Here is a 14,804-nt window from a genome sequence, read left to right on the forward strand (position 1 = left end):
GTTTTGACCGATGAATAATCAAACCCTTGTTAATCGCGATTTGGCCGTGCTCTGGCATCCCTGTAGTCAGATGAAAGATCATGAGCAGTTGCCGTTGATTCCGATCAGATCCGGCCGAGGCGTGTGGCTGGAAGACTTTGACGGTAACCGCTATTTGGACGCCATTAGCTCCTGGTGGGTAAATCTGTTCGGACACGCTAACCCGGTGATCAATCAGGCTGTTAAAGCCCAGCTGGATCAGTTGGAGCATGTCATCCTGGGTGGCTTTACCCATCAGGCTGCTGTGGAGTTGGCCGAACAACTGGTGGAAATTACGCCACCTGGTTTAAACAAATGTTTCTATGCCGATAACGGTTCCTCTGCGATAGAAATCAGCCTGAAAATGAGTTTTCATTATTGGCGGAATCTCGGTCAAACTCAAAAAACCAAATTCATCACTCTGGAGAACAGTTACCACGGCGAGACGCTGGGTGCGCTGGCGGTCGGTAACGTAGCCTTATACAAAGAGACTTACGGGCCGCTATTGATGGATGTGATCAGTGTTGCTAGTCCGGACTGCTATAACCGGGAAGCCGGCGAAAGCTGGGAGGATTATTCCATCCGCCGGTTTGCCGATATGGAGCAAGCGTTGGCACGCCATGCCGACACGGTCTGCGCCGTGATCGTCGAGCCACTGGTTCAATGCGCCGGCAGTATGCGCATGTACGATCCGGTTTATTTAAAATTATTGCGGGAAGCTTGCGACAAATATGGCGTCCACCTGATTGCCGATGAAATAGCGGTCGGTTTTGGTCGTACCGGGACGCTGTTTGCATGCGAACAGGCTGATATCAGTCCGGATTTTATGTGCTTATCCAAAGGCCTGACCGGCGGCTATCTGCCATTATCGGCAGTATTGACCACGGATACGGTTTATCAAGCCTTTTACGACGAATATCAACATTTGACGGCGTTTTTGCATTCGCACAGCTATACCGGCAACGCCTTGGGTTGCCGGGCTGCATTGGCGACCATAGGGATTTTTCAAACGCAGGATGTATTGGGTAATAACCGCCGATTGGCAGCCGCAATGTCCAGCGTGTCCGAACGCTTTAAGCAGCATCCGCATGTTGCCGAAGTTCGCCAAACCGGTATGATTCTCGCCATCGAGTTGGTTAAAAACCGACAGACTCGCGAAGCATATCCCTGGCAGCAGCGTCGCGGATTAAAAGTCTACCAGTATGCACTTTCCAAAGGCGTGCTCTTGCGTCCATTGGGTAATGTCATTTATTTTATGCCACCCTATGTGATTGCCGAACAGGAGATAGAGTTGATGGCCGAAGTGGCTTGGCATGGCATTTTGCTGGCGACCCAAGATTAATGCGCGTTTCTCGTTTATATGTCAACGCGCCGCTCAATGTCGGTAGTCGTATCGAGCTTGACCAAGACGCCGCCCATTATGTGCGCGGCGTGTTACGACTCAAGCAGGATCAGGCCATGGTATTGTTCAATGGACAGGGCGGAGAGTACAAAAGCCGCTTAAGCGAAGTCAGCCGCAAATGCGTGCGGGTGGAGATTGAGCAGTTCTCCGATCGCGACGTGGAGTCGCCGCTGGCGGTGAGCCTGGGTATGGGCATTTCCCGTGGTGATCGCATGGATTGGGCGGTACAAAAAGCCGTGGAACTGGGGGTAACTCAATTAACGCCGTTGTTCACCGAGCGCTGTGTGGCCAAGCTCAATGACGACAAAAAGCAGCAGCGCTTGCAGCATTGGCAGCATATTGTTCAGCATGCCGTCGAACAGTCGGGCCGCACCCGCGTGCCGGTAATGGATGAAATTGCCAATCTGCCGGAGTGGGCGAGCCGGCAGCAGGGTCTGCGGTTATTTTTGGATCCCTACGCTGATCAAACCCTGGCCGATTGTCAACCGGAAAATCAGCGCATAACGCTGCTATCCGGACCGGAAGGCGGTTTCAGCGATCAGGAACGGCAGCTTGCCAAGGCCGCCGGCTTTATTCCGGTCAGGATGGGAGCCCGCATTTTGCGCACTGAAACCGCCGTATTGTCGGCATTAAGCAGCGTACAAGTGCTATGGGGAGATTTTCGTTGATGCGGACTTTGAGCGTATTGCTGGCCCCTTTGGGCTTGTTATTATCGTTGGCGGCAGCTGCCAGTTTGCTGGGCGTTGGCTTATTGCAACTGACCGGTGACGTATTGCCTCTCTCCAAAGTGGTCAGCAAACTGACATTGATTTTGTTGTTAATCAGTATTTTTCCATTGAGAAAGCTTTTGCGTTTCAGTTGGCGGGATTTGGGATTCGCTCAAACAACAGTGTTTTTCCGGCAAATCGGCCACGGTCTATTACTTGCGCTCCTCACATTATTACCGGTATTAGCCACGCTTTATTGGCTGGATGTACATGTCTGGGACCAAGGCCGTATTTGGACATGGTCTAAAGTGATGGAAAAAACCGTAGTCGCGTTGTTTTTGGCCTTACTGATAGCCATTGGTGAGGAAATGCTGTTTCGCGGTTTGTTGTTTAGTACTTTTCGGCGTAAGTTGTCGGCGGTATTGGCTATTTGTGTTAGCTCTCTTTATTACGCTGCATTACATTTTTTAAAAAGCAATACTCGGATTCCCTATTCCGAACAAACGTTTGGCAGCGGTTTTCAGTTGATGGGAGAAGCATTTGCCAACTGGTTAAATCCGGAGATTTTTAGCGCATTTTTAGCTTTATTTGTGGTCGGGGTATTTTTAGCGGTACTGAGAAGCCGGATGCCGAGCAGCTTGGGTTTGTGTATCGGCTGTCACGCTGGCTGGGTTTGGCAAATCAAAGTCAGTAAGGACTTTTTCAACGTCAACCCGCAAGCAGATTATCTATATCTGGTCAGTAATTATGACGGAGTAGTGGGGCCGCTGGTGAGCTTGTGGCTGGCAATGGTTCTGTCGATAGGTTTACTTAGCCAAAGAGTGGGTCTCAAAAACTAACCGTTGCCGAGAGCTATTGTTTTTTATGTATTAGCAGTGTTTAATATTGTCATGGGAAATCCAAATCAACACATTCTGGTACATCGCCCCAGGGATCTGTCGGTCAAGTGGGCGCAGCGGGTCGTTAACCGTTTTGTACCAGATGCAAAAGTGTTTGGCGTTAACGTTTATTCCGTTGATGTAGGCACCTCCACTCGGCTGAGGATAGAAGTACAGCATAATGCAACCGAGCTTGTGCCAGCGCGGTGGTTTATCAAAACCCCGTCACTAGCGATAAAGCCGCGCATGATAACTGCCTTGCCGCGTTTTTTACATAAAGAAGTGAGTTTTTATCGCTCGCTATCAGCCGGTATCCCGTTAAAATTACCTCGAATTCTGGCGGCTGAAAGTCGTTTTGGGAGAGGCTCCACGCTGGTAATGAGTGATTTGGCCGAGCACGATTTCAGGCCGGGTCGGGCAGCCGATGCATTGAGTTTCGATCAAGCCAGCCGGGTCGTTACGCATCTGGCGCAGTTGCATGGTCAGTATCGGAACAAGTCGAGCTTGTTGCACGCTCATAGGTGGCTGAATGGATTTTCCCATCAAGTGGAAACTCACATGGGTAGCTTAATGGCTTACCCTTTTATGAAGCGCGGCTTGCTTCAAGCGGGTGGTTTGATTGCGAAAAAACTTCACCAGCCGGCCCTGAATTACGCGGCCAATCGGCGGACTATCAAACAATTATTGAACACCGATAGTAAAACGCTGGTGCACTACGACTGTCATCCCGGTAATATTTTTTGGGCGGGTGCGGAGCCGGGGTTTTTGGATTGGCAGTTGGTGCGTATCGGTGAAGGTATCGGCGATGTGGCGTATTTTATGGCCACAGCGATGGAGCCGGAGTTAAGGCGTAAACATGAAAAAAGTCTGTTGGATCAGTATGTCGAGCAATTAACGAATGCCGGCGTGACGGGATTGGATGAAGACAATTTGTTTCGGCGTTATCGGATGCATTTGGTCTATCCGTTCGAAGCCATGGTGGTGACGTTGGCGATTGGCGGTATGATGCAATATGAAACCAATCTTGAGCTGATCAGAAGAGCCGCGGCGGCGGTAGAGGATCATGACAGCTTTGCCATGATCAAAGCCTAAGCTTTCCGTGGACTCGATAAGCTATAAAAAGGCCGGAAATTCCGGCCTTTTTGGGTTTTGGCTTACTTCAGCAAATCAAAGGCTTTTTCGGTAGCCTTTTGAGTGGCTTTACTTTTGATGGCCTCTACAGCATCGCCGGTGGATTTGGGCGCGGTGTCAAGCGCTGCTTTACCAGATTTGACGGTGTCTACTGCCTGAGTCGCTTCATTGGGAACAGCAGCTTTCGCTTTTTCGGTAGCCTTTTGAGTGGCTTTACTTTTGACAGCCTCTACAGCTTCGTCGGTGGACTTGGGTGCGGTGTCAAGTGCTGCTTTTCCTGATTCGACCGTTTCTACTGTTTGAGTCGCTTCAGCGGGAACGGCGGCTTTCACTTTTTCTTCGGCGGCACTTTTTACGGCTGTTGTGGCTTGGTCGGTCGCTGCTTCGGGAGCTGTTTCAACTACGGTTTTAGCCGCTTTGGTGCTGTCGAGAGCCTGACTGACAGCTTCCACTTTTTCTACCGCGCCCGGAGCCACTGCCGTTGCTTTATCTTTGATTAATTGTTTGCCCGCCGCCTCGAATAAGGACGATTCTGCAAATGCAGTGCTGGATGCCAATAACAATGTGCCGATGATAATTATTTTATTGTTCATGAATGATTCCTCGTGTTATGAATGTGGTACGCCTTAAGGATACTACAGACATTCTTAACCGAACATTAACTGGCGTATTTACTGGAAATTTCGCGTAGAGTTAGGGTTACCAGAGCCTGCGCTCGCGGCATATTATCGGCTTCAGTATAACAACGTAACTCTGGTGCATTACCGGATGGGCGTAAGTGGACGATTTCGCCGTTGGTAAAGGTCAAGCGCAAGCCGTCGGTTAAATCGCGCCGTGCAACAGTGCCCAATGCTGTGCCCCATAGACTTTGATAAGCGGTATCGTCCTGTTGCAATTGCGCTAGTAAGGCCCGGCTGTCGGCTGCCGGAAAGTCTTGTAGGCGGTCACTGGAGGTGTATCGTTTCGGCAGGTTGGCGGTTAAGGCCGATAATTTACAGCGCTGCAGTTTAGCCATGGCCAATAATACCAAAGCCGGCAATACCGCATCACGCGTGGGTAGTGCGGCTAACATGCGGCCGGCTACGGTTAAACCGTGGCCGGCCAAAAAGCCGCCGTTAGCTTCAAAGCCGGCCACGCCTTGGCCGCCGCCGTTGGTTTCGGCCTGCTCCATGCCGGCGATTACGTAAGGCGAACCGATGCGGGTGCGTATTACCCGCTTGAACACCCCGGAGGCTTCTATGGCTGTGTTACAACTGACCGGGGTGACTACCGTGTCGGCACCTAAAAATTGTGCGCACAGCAAACCGACGATGTCGCCGCGCAACCAGTTACCGGTTTCATCCGCAATTAACGGCCGGTCGCCGTCGCCGTCGGTGGAAATGATGGCGTCCAGGCCGAGTTGTTGCGCCCAATCCAGGCCGCGTTGTCTATCTATTTCGCTAACCGCTTCGGTATCAATAGGCACGAAGGTATCGGTCCGGGCCAAGCTAATGACCTCGGCTGCCAATGCAGTCAATATGCCCCGTAAACAGTCCCGGGCCACACTGGAATGCTCGTAAATACCGATCCTCCAGCCGCTCAGTAAATCGGCCGCGAACAAATCGGTATAACGGCGTTTGTATTGTTCCAATGCGGCAAAATCAACCGCCGGTAACTTATCGTCGCCAAAGTCAGCAACATTGACTACGGCTTGGGTAATGGCGGCTTCGTCGGCTTTGCTGATTTCACCTTCGGCCCGGTAAAACTTGATGCCGTTACGGTCGAAGGGAATATGGCTGCCGGTAACCATGATTGCCGGAACATGTTGCGACATAGCGTAAAAGGCCAATGCAGGGGTTGGCAAGGCGCCGCAAAAAATCGTTTCACAGCCTGCTTGTTTAATGGCCGCGGCGCAGGCCTGGACTATGGTCGGGCTGGAAGGCCGCAAGTCCATGCCCAAGGCGATTTTTTGGCCCGGTTTGGCCAGTTTCAAACCCTGTAAAAACGCTAAAGTGTAGGCCGCGCATACTTGGTCGGTCATCTGACTGACCAGCCCGCGCGCGCCGCTGGTGCCGAATGCCACGCCGCTGTCGGCCATCATTTGTTGGATGTTGATTGATGCCATGATTCCGGTTGTTGATGAGTCAATAAAAGGATTGTTAACGTTTACGGCCGCCGCCGAGTAATGATCCCAAAATGCCGCGAATCAGCTGCCTGCCCACTTCGCTGCCTATGCTGCGGGCGGCGCTTTTAGCCGCGGATTCGAGTACGCCTTGGCGTTTACCGCCGCGTGGGCCGGTGCTGCCCAACAATATTTCCGCCAAGCCGAAGCCGCCGTCCGTAGCTGGTTGCTTGGTCGTTACGGATTGAGCTTGCGGGGTTGCTTGTGCGGCACGGCCTTTCAAAGTCTCGTAAGCGGATTCGCGGTCGACTTGTTTTTCGTAATGGCCGTAAATCACCGAATTTTCGATGGCTTGTCGGCGCTCGTTGATGCTGGCCGGGCCGATGCCGGAACGGGGTGGTTTGATCAATGCCCGCTCGACGGGTTGCGGTGTACCTTTTTCATCCAAAAACGATACCAGCGCTTCGCCGACGCCCAGTTCGGTAATGGCGGTTTCCACATTTAGGCCGGGGTTGCTTCTAAAGGTTTCCGCGGCGGCTTTGACGGCTTTTTGATCGCGGGGAGCGAAGGCGCGCAAGGCGTGTTGCACCCGGTTGCCGAGTTGGCCCAGAATCACATCCGGAATATCCAGCGGATTTTGGCTGACAAAATATACCCCAACGGCTTTGGAACGAATCAGCCGCACCACTTGTTCGATTTTTTGCAGCAAGGCTGGTGGCGCATCGTTAAACAATAAATGGGCTTCGTCGAAGAAAAACACCAGTTTGGGTTTGTCCAGGTCACCGGCTTCCGGTAGATTTTCGAACAGTTCCGATAGCAGCCACAATAACAAGGTAGCGTAGACGCGCGGTGAGTTGTACAGCGTATCGGCGGCCAAGATATTGATCACGCCGCGACCGCCCTCGGTTTGCAGCAAGTCGTTAAAATCCAGGGCCGGCTCGCCAAACAGGTTTTCGCCACCTTCGTGTTCCAGTTGCAACAAACCGCGTTGAATGGCACCGACGCTGGCGGCGGAGATGCTGCCGTACTCGCTACGTAGTTCGGATGAATTATCCGCCGCAAATTGCAGCATAGCCCGCAAGTCTTTCAAATCCAATAACAGCCAGCCGTTGTCATCGGCAATTTTAAACGCGGCAGTCAATACGCCGGCCTGAGTATCGTTTAGATTCAGCATCCGGGCCATCAGCAAGGGCCCCATCTCTGAAATGGTGGAACGCAAGGGATGGCCTTTTTCGCCGAACACATCCCAAAACATCGTCGGCGCGGCGCGATAGTTAAAATCGGAGAAGCCCAATTCCCGCACGCGAGCCTCGACCTTTTTATTGCCGCCGCCTGCCCGGCAGATACCGGATAAATCGCCTTTTACATCGGCCATGAACACCGGTACGCCGATGTCGGAAAAACTTTCCGCCAAAGTTTGCAGCGTGACGGTTTTGCCGGTACCGGTGGCACCGGCGATCAAACCGTGGCGATTGGCCATGGCCGGCAAAATGCAACAGTCATCGGTAGGCGATTTAGCGATAACGAGCGGCTCAGTCATAATAATTTTCCCAGAAAAGCTAAAAATTAAGCGGTGCTAACATATCATGCTTGCGCCGCTGAGGCATTAGGTAGAGCAATAAATCCGGAAACTCTATCAGCCAGGCAATCTAAGCGTCGCTTTGCGGCTCAAGTGCCGATAAGCGGCTCGAAGCCAAGACAGGGGCAAGATGACACTAAACCAACCAACATGGCCACGGCCGCCATGCGCCTAAAATGATGCAAACGAAACCAGGCCAACCGCGCCGACAAAATAAGCCGCAAGCCTATAACAGTGATGGCTCGCGTTTTTCGACTTTCGGGACATTTACTCGGGTGAGGCGGGTTCGGCACGCTCTATCTGGCGGGGCGATCATCCTGTTAATTAAGTGCGGATCATCAATATCGCGTTAGGCGGCTGATTGATTGGTGGATAGCCGGTATAGCTTGTATTCGGCGCGTTCCGCCGGGCGATCCGGTGCGTCGGGATTAAGCTCGAATACGCTTTCAATATGAGCCAGGTCGATGCGGAAATTCTTGGCGTAAAGCGCTGTAATCTCTTCACCAACCTCCAGCGAATGGCTGAGGGTTTCATTTTTCGCGGCATCTTCGGTGGTCAGCAGAAAAATTTGGCTGCTATCCGGTATAATTTTCCGCAAGTGGGATACATAGTGTTTACGTATGTCTTCCGGTAAAGCCGTGAGTGCCGCCCTGTCATATACCGTCTCAATATCGCCCAAATCGGCTGGCTTAAGTGCGAAATAATCCCCGCAGAGTATGCTGATTCTGCCGTGTTGCCACAGTGTAAATTGACCGACCCGCCGGCGATTGGGTTTTAAACCATTCTCTCGAAAAAAGTCCCCTACCGCGACGGGGCTTAACTCCACGCCGATAACTTGATGACCCTGATCGGCAAGCCAGATCATGTCCAGGCTTTTACCGCACAGAGGCACAAATACACGGCTGCCTAACGCCATATCCAGACCGGGCCAGAATCGGGTCAGGAAATGATTGAAGGTTTGCTGGTGAAAATCGATTTGCTGGTCGCGCCAGCATTGTAGCCAAAGTATGTTGTCGCGGCTGGTCATGATAGTTCCTGTTCATTTGGCCGGCAAAATGGGAGATAACGGCTCTTATACGGTGAATTGTATTAATGAGGCGGTAACACCGGTCTGTAGAAGAAAAGACGCTGTCAAGGCGGCTGCGCCGGAATTTATATTGCTGCGGTGGCTTGCAGGGTATCACGTCGGATGCGGCGATGCCTAGCAAATGCCGTGTAATTCGGTTGGTTACCATCTAATAGGCGGATTCAGCGCGGTTACGTTTTCATTATCGGAAAGCTCAAGCCAACCTTTGCCCCTTTTCAGCCGAAACCAATCTCACGACTTTTTCTAGAGTCCAGGTTATCGAAATACGACTAATTAGTGTCAATACAATCGGAATGCCCGTTACCCAGAGTAAGTGATGGATATCCGGTGTGGCCAAGCCTAAAACCCAGGCCCGCACTAACGGCACAAGTACAGCGATAGTCAAATATAGCGGCAATGCCGTCGTCGCCACCAGTCTGAAATTTCTGCAACGAAAAGCCGACAGTTGTGCCCACAGACATAAAAAATACCCGGCAATGCCGATAAGTCTATGGCTGTCAGCGGCAGAGATTGCGGTATGAAAAGCCAAGGGTTCTTGACAATATATACACAGCAAAATGCGCGCGCTATTGGCCAGCAAGGCCGTTAGCCATGCCGATAGCAAGACGCGGAGCACCAGGCGCATGGCAAACGGTTTGTTTCGCCACTGCCAAAAATAAGCCAGCAACGACATGATCAGAAAATTCATGCCGGCACAGGATTTGACAATGCTGATGCGATGCAGCTTGTCCTGCCACAGGTAATTCGCATCGAGTTCGAAATCTAAGTCGCTAAACGCTTCCAGCAGCAACACCAGCGGATAAAGTAGCCATTGCAATTGCGCGGCGCTGGCCGCGCTGTAAAACTGTTTTAAAGTCAGTGCCAGGATTGCTGCGCACAGCCAGTAGACTGTGCGCAGGCGACGGCTGGTGTAGCAACGCTCAGGCATCGGCTTGATCCTTCAGCCAGCGCTCGTAGCCATAGCAGGCCAATAGCAGCAGTATCAGAATGGCCAGCTCGGGTTCAGGCATCGGTGTCGAAGCCAGTGCGCTTACTTCCACGCCTTGCGGCAATGGTAAAGCCTGCTGCACATTTTTAGCCTGACTGTCCGGATTGGCGATGACTTCATCGACAGCGATAAACGAGGTGTAGCGGCTGAGCAAGGAATATTTCAGGGCCAAATCTACAATCGCCGTACGATGCAATTCCACCTCATTACCGGCCCAATCCGACAAACGCATTAGCCGATGGCGGGCCCATAATACCGGCAACAATTCGGCACGGTTGTCATGTTGCGCTTCCCGTAATGGCAGTGCGACTGTATAGATGTCCGACGCGGCAGTACCGCTTAATACCAAGCCTGCCGAGTCGCTTTCGGTGCGATATTTGCCGAATACCACAATCGGTCGCTCGGCCAGAAGCAGCGGAATCTCGACGGGTTCCATGTCATACAGTTCGACGCCATCGCCTTGTAAACGGATATTGCTCAACAGTGGAGATTCCACATAACGGCGGAAACGCGCACTGACATCAGCCACCTGGTTTTGTTGAGTGACTACAAAAGATTCGCCAGCCCCGGCCTGGGCCATGGATTCGATCAGATAACGGTTCACCGAACTACCGATGCCGAAAGCAAACAAATTGCTGGCGTTCAAGTTTTTGCCGATCAAGTCGTAGGCATCGCGCTCGGCATTGACGTAGCCGTCTGTCGCCACTACGACACTGCGCGCCGTTTCCTGATTTCGGGGCATGGCATAAGCCGTTTGCAGCGCATTCACCAGCTCGGTACCGCCACCGCCTGCATAATTGTTCAGACTGGCCAGGGCATTTTGAATATTAGCGGGTGAGGCCGGCACCGGCGTTGGGGAGAATACTTCCGAGCCGCCGGAGAAGAACAGGATATTGAAGGTTTCGTGCGGTTTCAGGTCGCTTAGCAAGCGCCGCATCAAGGTTTTGGCAGTATCCAGCGGAAAGCCGTGCATGGAACCGGATACATCCAATACAAAAATATACTCGCGGCGCATGATTTGCTCGGCGTTTACCCGCTGCGGCGGCTGCACCATCGCCAAAAAGAAGTTTTCATCGCCTTGGCTGTACGTCATCAGCCCGGACATGATTTGATTGCCCTGCAAGCGAAACTTCAAGATAAAGTCGCGGTTGCCGGCTTCGGTTTCGGATGAGGCCAACGTGATCTGTGCCGATTTGGCATCGCGCCAGTCGGTTTGGATTTTATGTTGGGTTGATATCAGATCCTTAACGGCGATAGGGCTGTCCAATGTCACTTTGATCGAGGTTTGTGTAGCCGCCGGATTGCTGCCGTCTTGACTATTGGCCGCATAGGGATTGGCGAGCCAGGCGGCGTCGGTAGCCACTTGGAACGGATCGCTACCGTAACGCGGGCCCACCACGGTCGGATACACGAACTGGTAAATGCCTTGTTCCGGCACCAGCAGCTCGCTGTAGATCAGTTCCAGCTCGATATCGTCGCCGGGCATCAGATTAGCCGTTTCCATCATGAATACATTCGGCCGCTGCTGTTCCAGCAAGGACGCGCGTTTGCCTTGGGCTTTGGCTGTTTCAAAGTCCTGTTTGGCCTGCTGCTTTTCCTTGATTTTGGCCTTGATCACGCGCTCGCCGATTTTTATCGTCAAACCATGCACCGCGGCGCGGGTTGAGCCTGGAAACACGTAACGGGCGTTAATCGGCCGCGTGCCGGCATTCCGGTAATGCTGCGTCACCGTGACCTGGGCAATCGGGCCATTGATGCGGACTTCGGCGTGGCTGGATTTTAACGGCAATTGATCCAGCGCCGGGTCGCCGTCCGGTATCCAAAGCCGCGGCGTCAGCGTTTGTGCGCAATCGTCGCAGCCCAGTTCGGCGTGGGCCGTGGATAACAAGACTGCCAAGCCGCAGCCGATGAACAATAAAATTATGCGGTACATGATGCCTCCTGGTATTTCGGTTTAAGGTGAAACCAGGATAAACAGGCATGATGTGGGTTTTATGCGGCGAATGTGTGATTTGGATGTGGAATGTGTGTGGGAAGATATTGGCTATCTGGCAAACAAGACCAGTGGTCTGCTTTGGTGTGAAGCGGATTGTTACTTTTAGATTAGAAGGTTAGATTACGTTAATCGGATCTACGCGGAGTCTTTTGTCTCTCCAGAAGCATGGAAGCGGTTCAGGTAGGCTGCAAGCAGTATGGCTGGCAATACCAGAATTACTTCCATCAGTAAAAGCAGAGCTAAATTGACCGTTGCTTCTGAATAATGGCTCTCAAATGCTTGCGGTAGACTGGCGATTGGTATGACAAAAAGTGCGCTGATTCCGTATAGGCGTGCACGGCGAGAATATTTAGCGCCAAGTCGAATATTGATTACCCAAGCAACAGACATCTGGAAAAGCGCGCTGATAGCTGACAACCAGACAAGAAACACAATTGCGCTCAATAAACCTGCTCTGGAGAAAATCATTGTCAGTCCAAATATAGCGGCAATCGCTCCCCAGCCTGAGAGACCGTAGCAGGTAATTATGATTAGCAAGCGTACTAAACGAGTGATCATGGATAAACTGGGCCAGATAGGGGGGGGGCTCGCTTTTTGTGCCCACGCGGATTTAAGGTAATTGCTCGATAATGGTGGGCAGAAAAGCCTTGCCCACCCTACATTGTTTTCGAGATTTCAAGATCGCGGGCGATTATCCGGTATCGGTTTGTATTTTGCCATCGGCTATTCAATTGGCCGGAAACACCAGGGTTGCTTCTGTGCCGCCTTGGCCGGAGATCAGCGTCGCCGTCCCCTGATGCAACTCCATCACTTCCCTCACAAAGCTTAGGCCCAAACCCGAATTGCGGGTTTGGCTGTCGGGGCGGGGTAGGGAGTAGAAGCGTTCGAACAGTCTGTCTTGGGCGTAATCGGGTATGCCGGGGCCTTGGTCGTGGACGATGATAACGGTTCGATTCGGCTCGGCGATGACGCTGAGCGTGATTTGGCCGCCGACGGCGGAGAAGCCGATGGCATTGTCGAGGATGTTGAACAAGGCTTGCCGGATCAAAAAGCGTTCGCCGACTAAGGTCACGTCATTGATTGCGGTTATGACCAGCGTCAGCTGTTTTTGCCGCAGGGCGGCGTGCAGCGCTACGGCGATTTCCTCTACGATCTCCTCCAGCGCCAGCGGCTTTTTATCGACCACGCCTTGCCGATTTTCCACCGCGGCCAGTTCCAGCAAACGCTGAATCAAATTCAAGGCGCGTTCATTTTCCGTTTGGATATTGCGGATAAAGCGTTGGCGTTGCAGAACAGGCATGTCCTCTAACGATAACTCCGCCGACGCCTTGATCGAAGTTAACGGACTTTTCAGTTCATGCGCCAGGGTTTGCGTGTAGCGTTCGATGTATTGCTTACCATCCAACGCTTGCCGCATGGCGGCAATGGCGTCCGCGACACTGCCGATTTCGTTGTCGCCCAGATTTGGCGTGGACAGGGTTTCGCCCTGAGCGATGCGTTGGGCAAATTGCGCCACTTGAAATAGCGGTCGGCTGATCCATAGATACAGCATGGTCACCGTCAGCAGCACCAGCACCGCGACACCGGCTACCGCCCATAGCAAATCGCGGCGGGCGGTGAGGATGAATCGGCTAACATTGACCTTGGGTTTGCCGACGCTAAGGACTCCCACCAAATCGTCGTCCCGATAAATCGGCGCGGCCACGTAAGCGATGGAGCGGGCTTCCAGTTCATCACGCCGTAAGGGAATTTCAGTCAGTGGTGACGAGCGCACGCCGTATCGGCCTTGCAAAGTCAGGTACACATCCCGCCATTTGGAAAAATTCTGGCCGACCGCCTTGTAGTAACTGTCGAAGATTACAATGCCTTTACTGTCGGTGATGTAGACCCGGATATCGATATTGTTTTTATGCAAACCATAAATGTCCGCCTGTGGATCACGCTGGTAGACGCGCTGCAAAGCGAACTGCAGGCGGTTGAAATCGGGATCGGGCTTGTTGAATTCCTGGCCGGCGATTTCCGCCAGGATGTTGGCCATGTCCACCAAGGGCTCTTCAAAGGATTGGTAATAGCGCGGCCGTAATTCCAGGCTTAGCCAGCGTTCCAACGCAAAAAAGCCGCTGGCCAAGGCCAGAAAAAATACCAGTAGGATACGGGAGCGAACCGTCATGGTTTATTGCAGCGAATAACCAATGCCGCGATGGGTTTTAATGGCGTCCTCGCCGGGACGTACCGCATTCAGCTTGGCGCGTAAAGCTTTGATGTGGGTGTCTATGGCCCGGTCCAAACGATGTTCGGGGGCGTCCCAGCAGCGGAGCAATAATTCCTCCCGGTTGAAGATGCGTTGCGGCTGTTGGACTAACGTGCGCAACAGGCGAAATTCATGTGGCGTCAAAGTCAAACGGTTGCCGTGGTAGCGAATCTCGAAGCTTTCCGGATTGACTTGGAAACGCGGATCGCCTGCCGTGGCGGCTAGGGATGCCGTGGGTGGTTGACTGCGGCGCAACACCGCGCGTACTCGGGCACATAATTCTCTCGGGCTGAAGGGCTTGCCGATATAGTCATCGGCGCCCAGTTCCAAGCCCACCACGCGATCCACTTCCTCGCTACGGGCGGTCAGAAATATTACCGCCGGCGGTGTTTCCAGTCGGGTTTGCAGACTACGGAATACTTCGAAACCATTGCCATCCGGTAAGCCTATGTCCAGCAAAACCAATTGCGGTCTCAGGGTTTCCGCGCAGGCTATGCCATCCCGGCCGGTGGCTCGCCAATGGGGCTGAAAACCGTCCGTACTCAGTGCATAGCAGATGGTTTCGGCAATGGCTGCTTCGTCTTCAATGATAAGAACGGTACGCGTATCGGTCATGGGCTTTTCCAATATTTGCAGTCTTTGTCCGGCGCGGAATTAATCGCAAGT

At 52.7% G+C, this 14,804-nt stretch carries 13 protein-coding genes; 4 read left to right on the top strand and 9 right to left on the bottom strand.

The features are described from left to right. Positions 1 to 10: 10 nt before the first annotated feature. The 4 genes from M0R33_RS18340 to M0R33_RS18355 are packed head-to-tail and all read left to right on the top strand — an operon-like array spanning position 11 to position 4,097. A complete protein-coding gene (locus M0R33_RS18340) occupies positions 11 to 1,360 on the top strand; it encodes an adenosylmethionine--8-amino-7-oxononanoate transaminase (protein WP_292572667.1) in 1,350 nt (449 codons plus the stop codon). Continuing rightward, on the top strand, positions 1,360 to 2,088 hold the full coding sequence (locus M0R33_RS18345; protein ID WP_292572670.1) for a 16S rRNA (uracil(1498)-N(3))-methyltransferase: 729 nt from the start codon (positions 1,360 to 1,362) through the stop codon (positions 2,086 to 2,088). The genes M0R33_RS18340 and M0R33_RS18345 overlap by 1 nt, the downstream gene beginning before the upstream one ends. Next, entirely contained in the window at positions 2,088 to 2,966 is an 879-nt protein-coding gene (locus M0R33_RS18350) for a CPBP family intramembrane glutamic endopeptidase (RefSeq protein ID WP_292572672.1), read from the top strand. Before M0R33_RS18345 ends, M0R33_RS18350 begins: the two co-directional genes overlap by 1 nt. A gap of 51 nt (positions 2,967 to 3,017) precedes the next feature. Continuing rightward, positions 3,018 to 4,097, top strand: a complete 1,080-nt coding sequence (locus M0R33_RS18355; RefSeq protein ID WP_292572675.1) for a phosphotransferase — start codon at positions 3,018 to 3,020, stop codon at positions 4,095 to 4,097. A gap of 62 nt (positions 4,098 to 4,159) precedes the next feature. Here the strand turns inward: M0R33_RS18355 and M0R33_RS18360 are convergent, their stop codons facing one another. The 9 genes from M0R33_RS18360 to creB all read right to left on the bottom strand — a co-directional run bounded on the left by M0R33_RS18360 (position 4,160) and on the right by creB (position 14,753). Further along, positions 4,160 to 4,729 carry a hypothetical protein gene (locus M0R33_RS18360; RefSeq protein WP_292572678.1) on the bottom strand — a complete coding sequence of 190 codons (570 nt, stop codon included), beginning with the start codon at positions 4,727 to 4,729 and terminating at the stop codon, positions 4,160 to 4,162. Positions 4,730 to 4,794: 65 nt separating this feature from the next. Continuing rightward, positions 4,795 to 6,240 carry a phosphomannomutase gene (locus tag M0R33_RS18365; protein ID WP_292572681.1) on the bottom strand — a complete coding sequence of 482 codons (1,446 nt, stop codon included), beginning with the start codon at positions 6,238 to 6,240 and terminating at the stop codon, positions 4,795 to 4,797. A 34-nt stretch (positions 6,241 to 6,274) separates the two neighbouring features. After that, positions 6,275 to 7,777 carry a helicase HerA-like domain-containing protein gene (locus M0R33_RS18370; protein WP_292572683.1) on the bottom strand — a complete coding sequence of 501 codons (1,503 nt, stop codon included), beginning with the start codon at positions 7,775 to 7,777 and terminating at the stop codon, positions 6,275 to 6,277. A 388-nt stretch (positions 7,778 to 8,165) separates the two neighbouring features. Further along, positions 8,166 to 8,843: a thiopurine S-methyltransferase gene (locus tag M0R33_RS18375; protein WP_292572686.1), complete on the bottom strand. Its 678-nt coding sequence runs from the start codon at positions 8,841 to 8,843 to the stop codon at positions 8,166 to 8,168. Between the two features lie 253 nt (positions 8,844 to 9,096). Further along, entirely contained in the window at positions 9,097 to 9,831 is a 735-nt protein-coding gene (gene xrtK, locus M0R33_RS18380) for an exosortase K (RefSeq protein WP_292572689.1), read from the bottom strand. Beyond that, the gene (locus tag M0R33_RS18385; protein ID WP_292572693.1) at positions 9,824 to 11,824 is read right to left on the bottom strand and encodes a VIT domain-containing protein; all 2,001 of its coding nucleotides are present in this window, start codon (positions 11,822 to 11,824) and stop codon (positions 9,824 to 9,826) included. Before M0R33_RS18385 ends, xrtK begins: the two co-directional genes overlap by 8 nt. Before the next feature lie 198 nt (positions 11,825 to 12,022). Then, the gene (locus tag M0R33_RS18390) at positions 12,023 to 12,445 is read right to left on the bottom strand and encodes a hypothetical protein (protein WP_292572696.1); all 423 of its coding nucleotides are present in this window, start codon (positions 12,443 to 12,445) and stop codon (positions 12,023 to 12,025) included. 169 nt (positions 12,446 to 12,614) lie between these two features. After that, on the bottom strand, positions 12,615 to 14,057 hold the full coding sequence (gene creC / locus M0R33_RS18395) for a two-component system sensor histidine kinase CreC (RefSeq protein WP_292572699.1): 1,443 nt from the start codon (positions 14,055 to 14,057) through the stop codon (positions 12,615 to 12,617). A gap of 3 nt (positions 14,058 to 14,060) precedes the next feature. Then, complete coding sequence (gene creB / locus M0R33_RS18400; protein ID WP_292572702.1) at positions 14,061 to 14,753, bottom strand: two-component system response regulator CreB; 693 nt, start codon at positions 14,751 to 14,753, stop codon at positions 14,061 to 14,063. Positions 14,754 to 14,804: the final 51 nt, after the last annotated feature.

Source organism: Methylomonas sp., from assembly GCF_023228165.1.
Classification (GTDB): Bacteria; Pseudomonadota; Gammaproteobacteria; order Methylococcales; family Methylomonadaceae; genus Methylomonas.

Excerpts from the sequence above, each read along its gene's own strand:
- M0R33_RS18350 (WP_292572672.1), top strand. The coding sequence starts at position 2,088 with ATGCGGACTTTGAGCGTATTGCTGGCCCCTTTGGGCTTGTTATTATCG.
- M0R33_RS18370 (WP_292572683.1), bottom strand. The coding sequence starts at position 7,777 with ATGACTGAGCCGCTCGTTATCGCTAAATCGCCTACCGATGACTGTTGC.
- M0R33_RS18375 (WP_292572686.1), bottom strand. The coding sequence starts at position 8,843 with ATGACCAGCCGCGACAACATACTTTGGCTACAATGCTGGCGCGACCAG.
- M0R33_RS18365 (WP_292572681.1), bottom strand. The coding sequence starts at position 6,240 with ATGGCATCAATCAACATCCAACAAATGATGGCCGACAGCGGCGTGGCA.
- xrtK (WP_292572689.1), bottom strand. The coding sequence starts at position 9,831 with ATGCCTGAGCGTTGCTACACCAGCCGTCGCCTGCGCACAGTCTACTGG.
- M0R33_RS18360 (WP_292572678.1), bottom strand. The coding sequence starts at position 4,729 with ATGAACAATAAAATAATTATCATCGGCACATTGTTATTGGCATCCAGC.
- M0R33_RS18340 (WP_292572667.1), top strand. The coding sequence starts at position 11 with ATGAATAATCAAACCCTTGTTAATCGCGATTTGGCCGTGCTCTGGCAT.
- M0R33_RS18390 (WP_292572696.1), bottom strand. The coding sequence starts at position 12,445 with ATGATCACTCGTTTAGTACGCTTGCTAATCATAATTACCTGCTACGGT.
- M0R33_RS18385 (WP_292572693.1), bottom strand. The coding sequence starts at position 11,824 with ATGTACCGCATAATTTTATTGTTCATCGGCTGCGGCTTGGCAGTCTTG.
- creC (WP_292572699.1), bottom strand. The coding sequence starts at position 14,057 with ATGACGGTTCGCTCCCGTATCCTACTGGTATTTTTTCTGGCCTTGGCC.
- M0R33_RS18355 (WP_292572675.1), top strand. The coding sequence starts at position 3,018 with ATGGGAAATCCAAATCAACACATTCTGGTACATCGCCCCAGGGATCTG.
- creB (WP_292572702.1), bottom strand. The coding sequence starts at position 14,753 with ATGACCGATACGCGTACCGTTCTTATCATTGAAGACGAAGCAGCCATT.
- M0R33_RS18345 (WP_292572670.1), top strand. The coding sequence starts at position 1,360 with ATGCGCGTTTCTCGTTTATATGTCAACGCGCCGCTCAATGTCGGTAGT.